Here is a 14,433-nt window from a genome sequence, read left to right on the forward strand (position 1 = left end):
GAAGGACGATCGCATGACCGATACGATTGAACAGGCGGCGAAAGCGGGCAACGATGCCCGCCCGATAAAGCTTGCCTGTCGCAATGTCTGGAAGCTGTTCGGGGCGGACGCGGCCAATTTCATCCGTCGGCGCGACGGCAAGGCCAGCCTGGCGGACATCGCCGCTGCCGGACTGGTTGGCGCGGTGCGCGCCGTCGATCTCGAAATCCGCCAGGGCGAGATCTTCATCATCATGGGACTTTCGGGGTCAGGCAAGTCGACGCTGGTGCGCTGCATGTCGCGGCTGATCGAGCCGACCCACGGCAAGGTCGAGTTTGAAGGCAAGGACCTGCTCAAGATTTCCGATGCCGCGCTGATCGAGCTGCGACGCCATCGCATGGGCATGGTGTTCCAGAATTTTGCCTTGCTGCCGCATCTCAACGTGCTGGAGAACATCGCCTTTCCCTTGGGCATCCAGGGGCAGGACCGGCCGACGCGCGAGAAGCGGGCCGGTGAAGTCATCGAGCTGGTCGGCTTGCGCGGCCGCGAGCATTTCTATCCGCGCGAGCTTTCCGGCGGCCAGCAACAGCGTGTCGGCATCGCCCGCAGCCTCGCCACAAAGCCGGAAATCTGGTTCCTCGACGAGCCGTTCTCGGCCCTCGATCCGCTGATCCGCCGTGAGATGCAGGACGAGCTGATGCGGCTGCAGACCATGCTGCACAAGACCATCGTCTTCATTACCCATGATTTCGACGAGGCCATCCGGCTGGCCGACCGGATCGCCATCATGAAGGACGGCGAGGTCATCCAGATCGGCACGCCGGAAGAGCTGGTGGTCAATCCGGCGACCGACTATGTTGCCGAATTCACCCGCGATGTCGATCGCGCCAAGGTGATATCGGCGCGCAGCCTGATGCGCGCCTGCGACGGTGCCGAGTACGGCGGCACGGTCGCGCCGGATGCCAAGATATCAAGTTTTTCGGCTGATATCGTCTCTGCCGGCAAGCCCTTCGCGGTGGTCAACGGCACCGGCAAGCCGATCGGCTTAGTCACGCCGCAGGCGGTGATCGATCTTCTCGCCGGCATCGAGCGTCGTGGGGCCGGCGCATGACGGTCACGGCAAGCGCCAGCGCAGCGAGGCCCCGGCCGGTTCAAACCTGGCTGGCGATCTGGGCCTGCGCGCTCGCCGCCGTGCTTATCGTCTTCCTGCTGCAGGAAAGCCTGCCCTGGGCGGTCAATTACCCGGCCGGCGCGATCGTTCCTGTCGCAGACTGGGTCGGTGCGCTGATGAACTGGGTGAAGTCGAACTTCTCCTGGCTGACCCGCTCGATCACCGCGGTGCTCGGCGTGCCGCTCGATTTCGCGCTCGCTCTTCTGGCCAAGAATTTCAAGATCGGCCATGGCGCGGATATGATCGTCTTGCCGCGCCTGTCCTGGGTCGGCGTCTGCGCTACCGCCTATCTTGCCGGGCGCGCCGTCGGCGGCTGGAAGCTGGGTGCGCTGGTCGGCGGCTGTTTTCTCTACATCGCGCTGTTCGGGCAGTGGACCAGCGCCATGCTGACGCTGGGCTTGATCTCGATCGCCGTGCCGTTTTGCATTGTTACTGGGCTGTTCGCCGGCATCTGGGCATGGCGCAAGCCTTGGGCGGAGAGGTTGTTGATCTCCCTTGCCCTCGATCTGATGCAGACGATCCCGACCTTCGCCTATCTGATCCCGATGCTGCTTCTGTTCGGCAACAGCCCGGTCTCGGCAATGATCGCGACGGCAATTTTCGCGACGCCGCCAATGGTGCGGGCGACGATGCTCGGCCTGTCGCGGGTGCCGTCGGAGATCGACGATTTCAGCCAGATGGCCGGCTGCACGGCACGGCAGAAGCTGTGGCGGGTGCTGTTGCCGTCGGCGCGGCCGACATTGATGGTCGGCGTCAACCAGGTCATCATGCTGGCGCTCAATATGGTGATCATCGCCTCGATGATCGGCGCCGGTGGGCTCGGCTATGACGTGCTTTTGGCGTTGCGCGCGCTCAAGGTCGGCGAGGCCATGGAAGCTGGCCTCGCCATTGTCGCGCTGGCAATTGCACTCGACCGGCTGAGCCAGGCGATCGCGCACAATCACGCCAAGGGCAATGTCCGCCATCAGGCCAGCACCAGTTTCTGGCGACGCTATCCCAATCTGACGCTGGCCGTCGCCATTCTCGCCGCCACCACGCTGCTCGGCCTGTTCGTGCCAGCGTTCGCCGCGGTGCCGAAAGCGATCACCTTGACCACCGCGCCTTTGTGGAAGGCGGCGGTGAACTGGATCACCATCAACTTCTTCGACACGATCGAAGCGTTCCGCGTGGTGCTTATCCTCAATGTGCTCAACCCGGTGCGCGCCTTCTGCGAGGGCTTTCCGTGGCTGGGCGCGGTGTGTCTCCTCGGCCTTGCCGGCTACCAGCTCGGCGGCTTGCGCCTCGCCGCCCTGGTCGCGGCTTTGACAGCGTTCTGCGCCGTCACCGGACTTTGGGAAAAGACCATGGCGACGGTCTATTTGTGCGGAATCTCGGCCTTTATCGCCTGCCTGATCGGCATCCCGATCGGGCTGATGGCATCGCGCAGCGACCGCTTCGAAAAGACCGTCACGCCGGTCATCGACACGCTGCAGGTGCTGCCGTCGTTCTGCTTCATCATTCCGGTGGTGATGCTGTTCAGGGTCGGCGACGTCACCGCGATGATCGCCACCGTCGCGTTCGCCGTGGTGCCGGCGATCCGCTACACCAATCACGGCATCCGGCAGGTGCCGTCGGCGCTGATCGAGGCGGCGAAGGTTTCGGGCTGCACCAGGCGCCAGACCTTCTTTCGCGTGCAGCTGCCGCTGGCGTTGCCCGAGATCATGCTCGGCGTCAACCAGACCATCCTGATGGCACTGGCGATGATCATCATCTGCGCCATGGTCGGCACGCGCGATCTCGGCCAGGAGGTGTTCATCGCCCTATCCAAGGCCGATTCCGGCCGCGGCATCGTCGCCGGCCTGGCCATCGCCTTCATCGGCATCGTCGCCGACCGGCTGTTCAACGCCTGGACGGCCAAGGCTCGGGCAAGGCTGGGATAGGCAAAAATCAACACTCGGTTAGCTGGCCGTCGCCAATGGCGCGGCGGTGATGAGCTGCCGACCCCCTTATACCCACTGATATAGCCCTTTGTGATTATTGCTCGCTCTTGGCTCACAGCGCAAGGCTGTGATGGGTCGGAGGCTCAACAGGAGAGCGTACAATGTCTAAACGCGTTTCCTTTACTCCCGGTGATCTAGCAGATCGTCAATGGGGCACCAATGACACCCTCGCAGGCGATCTAAATACAAACATCTTAATCGGTGATGCTGGCGGCAGCCTGCTCGATTTCTCGAGGGGCGGCAACGATACCTTCACGGAAAACGAACCCTCAACCTACACCCTTTACGGTGACGCGGTTGGCAGCATGTTCAATTTTACTCGAGGCGGTGATGATACCTTCACGGGGTCGAGTTTCTCCATCACCACTGCTTACGGTGATGCGGGCGAGGATATGTCGGACCACAGCAAGGGCGGCAACGACTCCTTCCAGGGCAGCTCCACACAGGTCATCAACACTTTCTTCGGTGACGCCGGCGGCAACATGATCGGCCATGCTCAGGGCGGAGATGACAGTTTCACGGCCCTTCCTAACTCTTTCAACGACTTCTACGGTGACGCCGGCGTCGATATGTCGGACCACAGCAAGGGCGGCAACGACACCTTCGAGGGCGCCAGTGTCGCCGTCAACATTTTCTTCGGCGACGCCGGGAACAACATGTCTGGCCATGCTCAAGGTGGCGACGACAGTTTCATGGCCAGGAGCGACTCCAGCAACGCTTTCTACGGGGACGCCAACGGCGATATGTCGGGCTACAGTAAGGGCGGCAACGACAATTTCAATGGCGCCAGTAACGCCGACAACATTTTCTACGGTGACACCGGTCGCAGCATGTCTGGCCATGCTCAGGGTGGCGACGACCATTACACAGACTTTGGTGGCACGGTTCAGACCAAAAGCTTCTTTGGCGACGCGAGCCTACATATGTCCGACTTTGCTCAGGGCGGCAACGATACCTTCACGAGCGTGGGTGGGTCCGGGATAAGTTTCCATGGTGACGCGGCCGGCATCATGTCCGGCCATGCTCGCGGTGGCGATGACGTGGCCGTGCTGCAAGGCACCAATAATTTCGGCTATGGCGATGCTGGTGCGATGGCCGGCAATGCTTTGGGCGGCAACGATACTCTGATCGGCGGCAATAAGAGCTCTGGTCCTGATGATGTTCAAAGCGAGTTGTATGGCGACGCACCTTTCATGTCCGGTTCCGCCCAGGGCGGCAACGACATTCTTACCGGCGGCCACAACAGCGAAAGCGGCCAGGTCCGCAACTTCCTGTGCGGCGACGCCCTGCAAATGTCCGGTTCGGCTCTGGGCGGAAACGATACCCTGTACGCCGGGAGCGCGGCACCCGGCTGCACCGTCATCAACGACATGTGGGGTGACGGGCAACTGAGCGAACTGGCTCAGGGCGGCAGAGATCAATTCATATTCAAGGACGATGGTTCAATGACGGTCGGAACCCAAAACACCATCTACGACTTCAGCCAGACCCAAGGCGACACCATTGTATTTAGTGGCGTGGAGGGCGTGCAATCGTTCGATGATCTCACAATTGCGCAAAGTGGAACCGACACCATCATTACCGCAGGAGTCGATCAAGTTACTCTCGCAAACTTTACAAGCCCGCTGACGACGAGTGACTTTTTGTTTGTCTGAAAGCGAAGCTCTTATCGCATTCGAAGAGGGGGAATGCGTGAGAATTCGTTGAGCATCGTCGCGCGGCCGGTCGCCCCAATAATGCTCGACCGGCCGATCGACAATCCCAGCCGCAAGTATGGATCAAGCGGCCAGGAATCTCTCGGTCAAACGAGCCCAGAGCGCTGCGCCGACGGTCAGATTGCCGTCGTTGAAATCATATTTCGAGCTGTGCAGGATGGCTGAATCCTCGCCGTTTCCGAGGCGCAGGAAGCAACCGGGTTTGTGTTCGAGGAAATAAGAAAAATCTTCGCTGCCGGGGATCAACGGGCAGACGGACACCTTGTCCTGACCGACGAGTTCGACAGCGATGTCTGTCGCAAAGGACGTCTCGCGCTCGGAGTTGACCACCACTGGGTAGCCGCGCTCGTAATCGATCTCGACCGTTGCGCCATGCGCCTGCGCCACAAGTGCTGCGATATTGCGAATACGCTGCTCGAGCGTGTCGCGGATCTCGGCCGAGAAGGAGCGGACGCTCAGCGTGATTTCGGCGTGTTCCGGGATGACGTTGGAGGCCGTGCCTCCGTGAATCGTGCCGACGGTGACGACAGCTGTCTCGATCGGGTTGACGTTGCGCGACACCACCGTCTGCAGGGTCATGACGATGTTGGCGGCAGCGACGATCGGGTCGACCGTCAGGTGCGGACGCGAGGCGTGGCCGCCACGCCCGGCGATCCTGATGGTGACGGTATCGCTCGCCGCCATCAGCGGCCCGGCGCGCATCAGGAACGAACCCGTCGGCGCGCCCGGGTGGTTGTGCAGCCCGAATATCGCATCGCAGGGAAAGCGCTCGAACAGGCCGTCGGCGATCATCGCCTGCGCCCCGCTTCCCTTGCCGGCTTCCTCGGCCGGCTGGAAGATAAGGTTCACCGTGCCGTTGAAATGCCGTGTGCGCGCCAGGTATTCGGCGGCGCCGAGCAGCATCGTGGTGTGGCCGTCATGACCGCAGGCGTGCATCTTGCCGCTGGCCTGGCTGGCATAAGGGAGATTGGTCGCTTCGGTGATCGGCAGGGCGTCCATGTCGGCACGGATGGCGATGCTGCGGCCGCTGCCCTGGCGCAGACGGCCGACGACCCCGAGCCCGCCGACATTGCGCGTCACCTCATAGCCCCAGCTTTCGAGCCGTTCGGCAACGTATGCAGCCGTTTCTTGCTCCTGGAATGAAAGCTCGGGATGCGCGTGCAGGTGCTGGCGGGCCGCTGCAAGCTCGGCGGCCTTGTCGGCGAAGTCGGAAATGTCGGCGAACTGGTTGGAGGTCTTTGGCATGGGAGGTCCTTTGCCGGCCGAGCAGGTGCCGCGCCGGTTTTGCTTTTAGATGAAACGGCTTAAGAAAGCCCGCGTGCGCGGGTGCCTGGGTTTAGCGAGAACCTCGTCCGGAGGCCCGGCCTCGATCACATTACCGTCGTCCATGAACACCACCCGATCCGCCGCTTCGCGGGCGAACCCGATCTCATGCGTGACCACGATCATGGTCAAGCCCTGCCTGGCGAGATCGCGCATGGTGGCGAGCACCTCGCCGACCAGCTCCGGATCGAGCGCCGACGTCGGCTCGTCGAAGAGCATCAATTTCGGGCGGATGGCGAGCGCACGGGCGATGGCGACGCGCTGCTGCTGGCCGCCTGAAAGCTGGCGCGGATAAGCGTCGATCTTGTCGGCAAGACCGACACGGGTCAGCAGTTCGCGGCCGTAGCCGATCGCCTCCTTGCGGTTCTCCCGGTGAACGCCGACCGGAGCCTCGATGACGTTCTGCAGCGTCGTCATGTGCGGATAGAGATTGAACTGCTGGAACACCATGCCGATCTTGCGCCGCTGCGCGGCGATCGCGCGGTCGGAAAGCTTGTCGAGGCGGCCGTCGTGCAACCGGTAACCGATCTGCTCGCCGTCCACCTCGATCGACCCCTGGTCGATCGCCTCGAGATGATTGATGCATCGCAGGAAGGTCGACTTTCCGGAGCCGGACGGTCCGAGAATGACCACCACCTCGCCAGGCGCGACGTCCAGATCAATGCCCTTCAGCACCTCGAGCGGGCCGAACGCCTTGTGAACGTTGCGCGCCCGGACCAGGGGCGTGTCATGCGCGCTCATTGGCGGCCTCCAGGGTGGCGGTCGCGGTCTTCTCGCGCGCGCCGCGGTCGCCGCGGCTGTAGTGGCGTTCGATCGCGCCTTGCGCGACATTGAGGACCGAGGTGATCAGCAGGTACCACAGCACTGCAACCATCAGCAGCGGAATGATTTCGAAGGTGCGGTTGTAGATCGACTGCACCGAGTAGAGCAGGTCGGCCATGGCGATGACGCTGACAAGCGACGTCGCCTTGATCATGCTGATCAGCTGATTGCCGGTCGGCGGCACGATCGACCGCATCGCCTGCGGGATGATGATGCGCCGCAAGGCCCGCGCGCGGGTCATGCCGAAGGCTTCAGCCGTTTCGGCCTGTCCCTTGTCCACCGACAGCAGCCCGCCACGGATGATCTCGGCCATGTAGGCGGCCTCGTTCAGCGCCAGACCAAGAACGGCGGCCGTCAAAGGCGTGATCAGGTCGTTGGTGTTCCAACTGGCGAAGCCAATGGAAATGCGCGGAAACAGCGTCGAAAGGTTGTACCACAGGATCAATTGCACCAGCAGCGGCGTTCCCCGGAAGAACCAGATGAACAGGCCGGAGAGAAGGGATGCCAGCCTATCGTTCGACATGCGCGCGATGGCGAGCAGCAGGCCGAGCACGATACCCAGGATCATCGCCACGACCGTCAGGCCGAGCGTTACGGAAAGCCCCTGCATGACCGTCGGATCGAAGAAATACTGGGCGACGACCGGCCAGCCGAAATTCGGGTTGACTGCAACGATATAGGCGAAGCCGGCTGCCACGGCGACGGTGAACGCCCAGAGCGCCAGCCGGACGAGCGGAAACGGCCGGTGGGCTCGTTTGACGTCGCGCAGCGCGTCGTCGGGACGTCGCGGCAGCCCGGCCGCGTAGGCAGCGGTGGCGTCGGTCATGGCAGCCTCTACTGGCCCTGGTTGATGCCTGGCGCATCGATCATGTTCTTCTCGAGACCCCACTTCTTCATGACCGCGGCGTAGGTGCCGTTCTTCATCAGGATCTTGAACGCGTCGAGCAGCACGCCGCCCAGCGGCGAGCCCTTCTTGACGACGGCGCCTTGATAGATGTCCTTGAAGCCGTTGGCCTGGCCGACACCGGCGAGTTCCAGCTGGCCCTTCGCCTGCTCGACGAAATAGGTCAGCGGCGCCTGCGAGGAGAAGAATGCGTCGGAGCGTTTCGACCGGACGGCCAGTATCGAGCTCGGCTGGTCGGTGAAGGATTGCACCTCGACGGCCGGCTTGTCGCCCTCGGTGCATTTCTGCGCCTGCTGCTTGATGACCTTTTCGGCCGAGCCACCCGACATGACGGCGATGCGCTTGCCGCACGCGGTGTCGAGCGAGGTGATGCCTTGCGGGTTGCCCTTCTCGACGGCGAAGACGACGTATTCGCGCACCCAATCGATGAAGTCGTTGGATTTCTGGCGGTCGGGATAGTCGCCGACAGGCCCCATCGCGAACTGATAACGGCCGGCATTGATGCCGCTCAGCAAAGCCGGCAGGCCGGCGACCGAGGCATGATTGATCTCGACCCCGAGCAGCTGACCGATGGCGTCGGAAATATCCCTGGTCGCCCCGGACAGTTCGGTGCCGGTGACGATCTCATAGGGCGGGAACGAGCCGTTGTTGACGGCGGTGATCTTTCCCGCCGTGCGGATCTCTTCCGGCAGCCGGGCCCGCAAATGCTCGTTCACCGATTGCTTCTGGATATCCTGGGCAAAGCTGGCCTGCGCCAGCATGGTGACGAGCGAGGCGAATATGAAGCTGATTGTCCTCATGGCATTCTCCTTCGTGTTCTTCGTTGTGCGTTGTCAGGCTGCGGTGGCCCGCGATCTGGCCTCGAAAGGAAACAAGGCTTCGGCGGAAATCGGTTCCGCCAGAATGCCCTGGGCATGGAGCTCGGTGACGAAATCCTCGATCATGCGCCGGTTGGCCGGCAGGCCGCTGGCGTTCCAGGAGGCAGGCAGGTCGCGCCCCGCATGAAGCAGCTCCTCGAGGATCCAGGGCGAGGTATCGGCATATTTTCGGCGCTTTGCCGTCCAGACGCGCTGGCTTTCGTTGATCAGCCTGGCGAGTTCCTGCGGCAGCCAGGGGCGCTCCCTGACTAGGGCGGCCTTGACGGCGACCAGATGCATGCCCGGGACATAACCGACGTCGGCGAAATAGGCGCGTTCGGCCGCGCGAAAATCGCGCAGCACTTGCCGGAAGCCGGAAGCCGGGCCGAAAAAGCCGTCCGGCATGAAGGGCGTGAAAACGGCGTCGAGCTCGCCTTGCGCCAGCAGCTCCATCATCGGGCGCTCGCCCGGTGCTGCTTCGATGCGCCCCGGCCTGCCGAATCCGTCGAGGCGGTCGGCGATCGGGTGCCCCGATGTCAGCCTGCCGGCGAACCAATAGGCATCCTCGACGCCGACGCCTTCCCGGCGAAGCGCCGCGCGCGTCCATGTGTTACCGGAATCGCGCCAGCCGGTCACGCCGATGCGTTTGCCGGCAAGGTCGGAAAGCCGTTCCAGCGGGCTGGTCTCGACCGTTATGATGCAGCGATGGCGAAAGCCGCGCATGATGAAGCACGGTAATCCAACCACCGTATCGACGCCCGAAGCCATCGCCGACACATAACGGCTGAATGAGACCTCCGCCGCATCGTAGTTCGGATCGGTACCGAGGTCCGGAATGAGCGTGGCGACGCGATCAACCTTCACCGACAAGCGGCTCGAAGTGACGTCACCCAGCACCAAAGGGGTGAGATAGTCCCAATCGCGGGTGGCTACAGTGATGGAAACGGGCATCGGCATGAACTTCAACGCTATGTTTGACCGGCGATTGGTAAATGTTTATTTTTGGCCGATCAAATGTTATTATGTTATTGAACATTTGCTTTAATGGTCGCGGGTGCCGATGGATTTCGATGCAGGATGGTTCGCTGATCGCCTTGGCGACCGCACGATGCGCGGCATCGCGCGCGAGACCAGTGCGCTGATCAGAAGCGGCGCGCTGCCTGTCGGCGCAAAGCTTCCGCCGGTGCGCGATCTGGCCTATGTGCTTGGCGTCAGCCCGGCGACGGTCTCGCAGGCGTGGAGCGAGTTGCGGCGCTACAAGATCATCGGCGGCCGCGGACGCAACGGCACCTGGATCATGGGCAACCGCTTTGCCGCCCGGCCCGAGCGCCACATGAGCGGCGGCAATTACGGACAGGATGTTCTGAACCTGGCGATCGCGGAGCCCGATGTGAGGCTCTTGCCGCCGCTCGACATCGCGCTGGCGCATGGTGCGCGCGCCGAAAAGCTCAACAGCTACGAGCGGGTGCGCATCCTGCCCGAGCTGGAGGCCGCAGTGCGCCCGTCATGGCCGTACGATCCCGGCGCGTTCCTGGCCACCAATGGCGGTTACAACGCCATCTACACCTTGCTGCATGCGCTGGTCCCGCCGGGGGCGCCGGTGGCCATCGAGAACCCGACGGCGCTTCGCCTGCTCGACATCCTCGAGGATCTCGATGTGCCGATCATCCCGGTAGACTGCGACAGCGACGGTCCCTTGCCGGATGCACTTGCCAACGCTCTGCGGCAGCGGCCCGTCGCGTTCCTGTTCCAGCCGCGCGTCCATTCGGTTACCGGCGCCTGCATGTCGTCGGCGCGGCTGGAAGTCATCGGCGACCTGCTCGCCGGCACCGACGTGCTGATTGTCGAAGATGACGGCGTCGGCGATATTGCCTCGGCGCCGCGTATTTCGCTTGGCCGGCGTTTTCCCGATCGCGTCGTCCATATCCTGTCCTATTCCAAGACCCACGGCCCGGATCTGCGGCTCGCCGTGCTGTCCGGATCGGCGACGATCGTCGAGCAGATCCAGTCCTACCGCAGCTTCAGCTCGGGATGGACCAGCCGCATCCTGCAGGCAGCCACCGCCTGGCTGCTGCAAGACGCGGCCACGGCCGCCCTGGTGGAGCAGGCGAAGGAGGTATACCGCGGCCGTCGCGAACGGCTCGCCGGCGAACTGGCCAAACGCAATGTCGATATCGACGCCGGACACGGTCTCAGCGTCCTCATTCCGGTTGCTTCGGAACCTTACGCGATGGTCACGCTGGCCGCCCACGGCATCGCGGTCCATGCCGGAGCGAAGTTTTCGACGGGAAAAACGAACGCTGTCCGCGTCGCGACCAGCATTCTGGACGAGGAGCACCTCGAGCACGTCGCAAATTCCCTGGCGCTGGCAGCCGATCCGGCGCGGGAGGTTAGCTAAAGGGTCAGCTACTCCGACGGATAGTTGGCGACTGGCCATATACAGACCCTGTCTTCTTTCGCGTTCAACTGCCGCTGGCCGGTCCCGAGATCATGCTCGGTGTCAACCAGTCCGTCATGGTGGCGCTGGCGATGATCATAAGATCTCCCTGATCCGCCGTTCACCGAGAGGAGGCTGCAAGCTTAGGCGGGGCGTTTCCACGGCCCGCGTTGGAGCTTTCCACGCTGACGCACACGCCTGCTTCCATACCGCTGGCCGATGACAGTTTCGAAGAGGTCCTTCGAGGGCAGAAACATGTCGAATCGTCAATCACCACCAACTGGAGGCAGGGAGGTTCGGGACGGCGCAATACGGCTACGCGGCCTGTTGGCTGCGGCCGGCGCCACGACCGCCATGGCGTTCGGATTTGGCAGCCTGGCGCTGACATCCGTCTTCATCAGACCGCTTGAGGCGGAGTTTGGCTGGTCGCGAGCCGACATCAGCCTTGCCTACACGCTATCAAGCGTCGGCATGGCGTTGGGCGGGCTGTTCTGGGGCCGGCTGTCGGACCGCCTGAATGTCAAAAGCCTGCTATTCATCGGCTCAGCTGGCATGGTGATCGCGCTCGCCGCGCTTTCCTCCGCCACTTCGCTCTGGCAGATCTATGCGGCCAACTTCGCTTTGGGCGGGCTAGGCTTTGCCTGTCTGTACGCGCCGGTACTTGCAGTGACCGGACTCTGGTTCGACCGCCGCCGCGGCCTGGCGATAGGGATCGTCACAGCAGGCGGAGCCCTGGGCCAGGGCATAATGCCCTACGCTGCAAATGCCTTGATCGACGGCGTCGGCTGGCGCCTCGCATACGCGATCATGGCTGTGGCGACGATGGCTGCGCTGGCGATCTTCATGCCGGCGGTTCAGGCGCCGCCCGTCGGTGAGGTCCTTCCCGCGCCGGTGCGTTTTTCAGCAAAGCCAGGGTTCCAAAGTGGCCGGCTTTCTCCGGTGGCGCTGCTATCAGCTGCAGCCTTCCTTTGCTGCGCCTGCATGGGCGTCCCGCTGATGCACCTCACGAGCTTCGTCACGGCTGTGTGCGGGTCTTCGGATGTCGGATCGCTCAGCCTGCTGACCGCCATGCTGTTCGGCGCCGTCGGGCGGATCGCGTTCGGGCTCCTCGCCGACCGGACAAGCAATCTTGCCGCCTATGCCCTGGCGTCGTTTATTCAGACGGCATGCGTTGCGATTTTTCCCGCGCTGGACCAGCAGCTGAGCCTGCTGGCGCTGTCGGCGGTTTTCGGCTTCGGCTTCGCCGGAAACATGACGTGCCTGATCCTTTGCGTGCGCCAGTTTGCGCCAGCCGAACGCTTTGGCCAGTCACTCGGCATCGTCATGCTGGTCGCCTGGCTGGGCATGGGCGTGGCCGGCTATTTCGGCGGTTTCGTCTATGACAGCTTTGGCAGCTATGGGCGCGCTTTCCTGGTGGCATCTGTCGCAGGCGCGGCCAATCTCGTGGTTCTGGGCGTATTTGGCGGCATCATCCGGCGCAAGAGCGCAGGTCCCATTATGCGCCGCCTTGCCGGTCCTGCGATGAGCCGCTGATTCAAACGTCGAAATCCATTTAATTCCACGTTGGTTCGAACGCTGCAAACCACGGCCTTCCTGCCAACCTTAGAGATCGAAGAGGGCGGAGCACCGTCATCACCAGGCAAGGACAGCTGAGATGAGCAGTATTTACGACAGCATTCTCGACACGATCGGCGACACGCCGGTCGTCCGCCTTTCCCGCATCAACAATGGTGCCGCTTCGCTCTATGCCAAGATCGAGGCGTTCAATCCTGGCGGCTCGGTCAAGGACCGTCTTGCCGCCGCGATCATCGAAGAAGCGGAGAGTTCGGGTGCACTTCGGCCCGGCCAGACGGTGATCGAGGCGACGAGCGGCAACACGGGCATCGGACTTGCCATGGTTTGCGCGCGGAAAGGCTATCCTCTCGTCATCGTCATGCCGGAGAACGCCAGCCTCGAACGCCGCAAGCTGATGCGTTTCTTCGGTGCCAAGGTCGTGTTGACCCCTGCCGTCGAGCGCGGCAGCGGCATGCTCGCCAAGGCGGTCGAGCTGGCCGGAGCGCACGGCTGGTTCCTCTGCCGGCAATTCGAGACGCCCGTCAACGCCGATGTCCATGCCCGCACGACAGCGCTCGAAATCCTCGCGGCGTTCCAGGACCGTCCACTCGATTACTGGGTCACCGGCACCGGGACCGGCGGAACGCTGGCCGGTGTGGCGCGAGTACTCAAGCGCGAGCGCCCGCAAACGCGGATCATCGTCTGCGAGCCCGACAATTCGGCGCTGCTGTCGAGTGGCATTCCCCAAACTTTCGACGAACACGGACTGCCCACTCGGGCGCACACTCGCTTCCGGCCACACCCGATGCAGGGCTGGAGCCCTGATTTCATTCCGCAGATCGTCGGCAACGCGATGGCTGACGATCTTGTGGACGAAATCTTGCCGGTTTCAGGCGCCAGCGCTTTGGAAGCTGCGCGCCGGCTTGCGACGGAAGAAGGAATACTGGCGGGGATCTCCGGCGGGGCTACCTTGAGCGGCGCACTGGAAATCGCTCGACGCGTCGGACCGGACCGCAACGTGCTCTGTATGTTGCCTGACACGGGCGAGCGGTATCTCAGCACGATCCTGTTCGATCACATCAGCGAGGAAATGTCGCCGGCCGAAGAGGCGATCTCTCGCTCCACACCCGGCTACCGCTTCGACCGGCCGCCGTCCTTCGCCCTTTCATCGGCGCCCGTGAACGAAATCCAAATCGATCAGTCGGCGCATGCGTTTGTCGATGAGGCGATCTATGATGCGGAGCATCCGGTGGTCATATTCGCCCTGACATGGTGCGAATTCTGCTGGACGGTAAGAAAGCTCTTCGACCGTGCCGGAATCGTCTACAGGTCCATCGACATCGATGCTCCGGAATTCCAGAAGAACGGCCGGGACGGGGAAATCCGCAAGGCTCTGAGGGCCCGGATCGGTTCGCCTACAATTCCGCAGGTCTTTGTCGGCGGCAAGCATATCGGTGGCTGCATGGAGACGCTTGCGGCCTGGCGGGACGGCACGCTCGCCGCCCGGCTGGAGTTCGTTGGCGCAAACTACACGCCCGGCGCATGCGCAAATCCCGAGAGCCTGCTGCCCCGATGGGTGCGCGCGGCAGCGTGAGACCCCGCCTCCGGGCCTTTCAGAGTGCGGTCGCCACCATCAAAGCGAGCCGGAACGGGCGTGATCCCGTTCCGGCTCGGCATTCATGTGGACTTGTC

General features: G+C 63.0%; 11 protein-coding genes. 6 read left to right on the forward strand and 5 right to left on the reverse strand.

What is annotated here, in order from left to right; genetic code table 11:
* The first annotated feature begins 13 nt into the window (after positions 1-13).
* From NKI25_RS24670 to NKI25_RS24680, 3 genes are all read left to right on the forward strand, one after another.
* Positions 14-1,090, forward strand: coding sequence for a quaternary amine ABC transporter ATP-binding protein (locus tag NKI25_RS24670; protein WP_352621176.1), 1,077 nt, complete (start codon positions 14-16; stop codon positions 1,088-1,090).
* Positions 1,087-3,069 (forward strand): ABC transporter permease, encoded by a 1,983-nt coding sequence (locus NKI25_RS24675; protein WP_352999644.1) that lies wholly within the window; start codon positions 1,087-1,089, stop codon positions 3,067-3,069. Before NKI25_RS24670 ends, NKI25_RS24675 begins: the two co-directional genes overlap by 4 nt.
* A gap of 161 nt (positions 3,070-3,230) precedes the next feature.
* A complete protein-coding gene (locus tag NKI25_RS24680) occupies positions 3,231-4,784 on the forward strand; it encodes an autotransporter outer membrane beta-barrel domain-containing protein (protein WP_352621172.1) in 1,554 nt (517 codons plus the stop codon).
* Between the two features lie 123 nt (positions 4,785-4,907).
* Here NKI25_RS24680 and NKI25_RS24685 read toward each other — a convergent pair whose 3' ends face one another.
* From NKI25_RS24685 to NKI25_RS24705, 5 genes are all read right to left on the reverse strand, one after another.
* Positions 4,908-6,089 carry a M20 aminoacylase family protein gene (locus tag NKI25_RS24685; protein WP_023674015.1) on the reverse strand — a complete coding sequence of 394 codons (1,182 nt, stop codon included), beginning with the start codon at positions 6,087-6,089 and terminating at the stop codon, positions 4,908-4,910.
* 45 nt (positions 6,090-6,134) lie between these two features.
* Positions 6,135-6,908, reverse strand: a complete 774-nt coding sequence (locus tag NKI25_RS24690) for an amino acid ABC transporter ATP-binding protein (protein ID WP_352704693.1) — start codon at positions 6,906-6,908, stop codon at positions 6,135-6,137.
* Entirely contained in the window at positions 6,895-7,815 is a 921-nt protein-coding gene (locus tag NKI25_RS24695) for an amino acid ABC transporter permease (RefSeq protein WP_352455187.1), read from the reverse strand. Before NKI25_RS24695 ends, NKI25_RS24690 begins: the two co-directional genes overlap by 14 nt.
* Before the next feature lie 8 nt (positions 7,816-7,823).
* Positions 7,824-8,654 (reverse strand): ABC transporter substrate-binding protein, encoded by an 831-nt coding sequence (locus tag NKI25_RS24700; protein ID WP_502897429.1) that lies wholly within the window; start codon positions 8,652-8,654, stop codon positions 7,824-7,826.
* 72 nt (positions 8,655-8,726) lie between these two features.
* A complete protein-coding gene (locus tag NKI25_RS24705) occupies positions 8,727-9,701 on the reverse strand; it encodes a substrate-binding domain-containing protein (RefSeq protein ID WP_352704689.1) in 975 nt (324 codons plus the stop codon).
* 109 nt (positions 9,702-9,810) lie between these two features.
* Here NKI25_RS24705 and NKI25_RS24710 point away from each other — a divergent pair, with 109 nt between their 5' ends.
* The 3 genes from NKI25_RS24710 (at position 9,811) to cysK (ending at position 14,335) form a co-directional block, all read left to right on the forward strand.
* The gene (locus NKI25_RS24710) at positions 9,811-11,148 is read left to right on the forward strand and encodes an aminotransferase-like domain-containing protein (protein ID WP_352590167.1); all 1,338 of its coding nucleotides are present in this window, start codon (positions 9,811-9,813) and stop codon (positions 11,146-11,148) included.
* Positions 11,149-11,541: 393 nt separating this feature from the next.
* Entirely contained in the window at positions 11,542-12,720 is a 1,179-nt protein-coding gene (locus NKI25_RS24715; RefSeq protein ID WP_352782041.1) for an MFS transporter, read from the forward strand.
* 121 nt (positions 12,721-12,841) lie between these two features.
* Positions 12,842-14,335, forward strand: coding sequence for a cysteine synthase A (cysK, locus tag NKI25_RS24720; RefSeq protein WP_352621163.1), 1,494 nt, complete (start codon positions 12,842-12,844; stop codon positions 14,333-14,335).
* The last annotated feature ends 98 nt before the right edge of the window (positions 14,336-14,433 follow it).

The organism is Mesorhizobium sp. M0808, from assembly GCF_040320025.1.
Classification (GTDB): Bacteria; Pseudomonadota; Alphaproteobacteria; order Rhizobiales; family Rhizobiaceae; genus Mesorhizobium.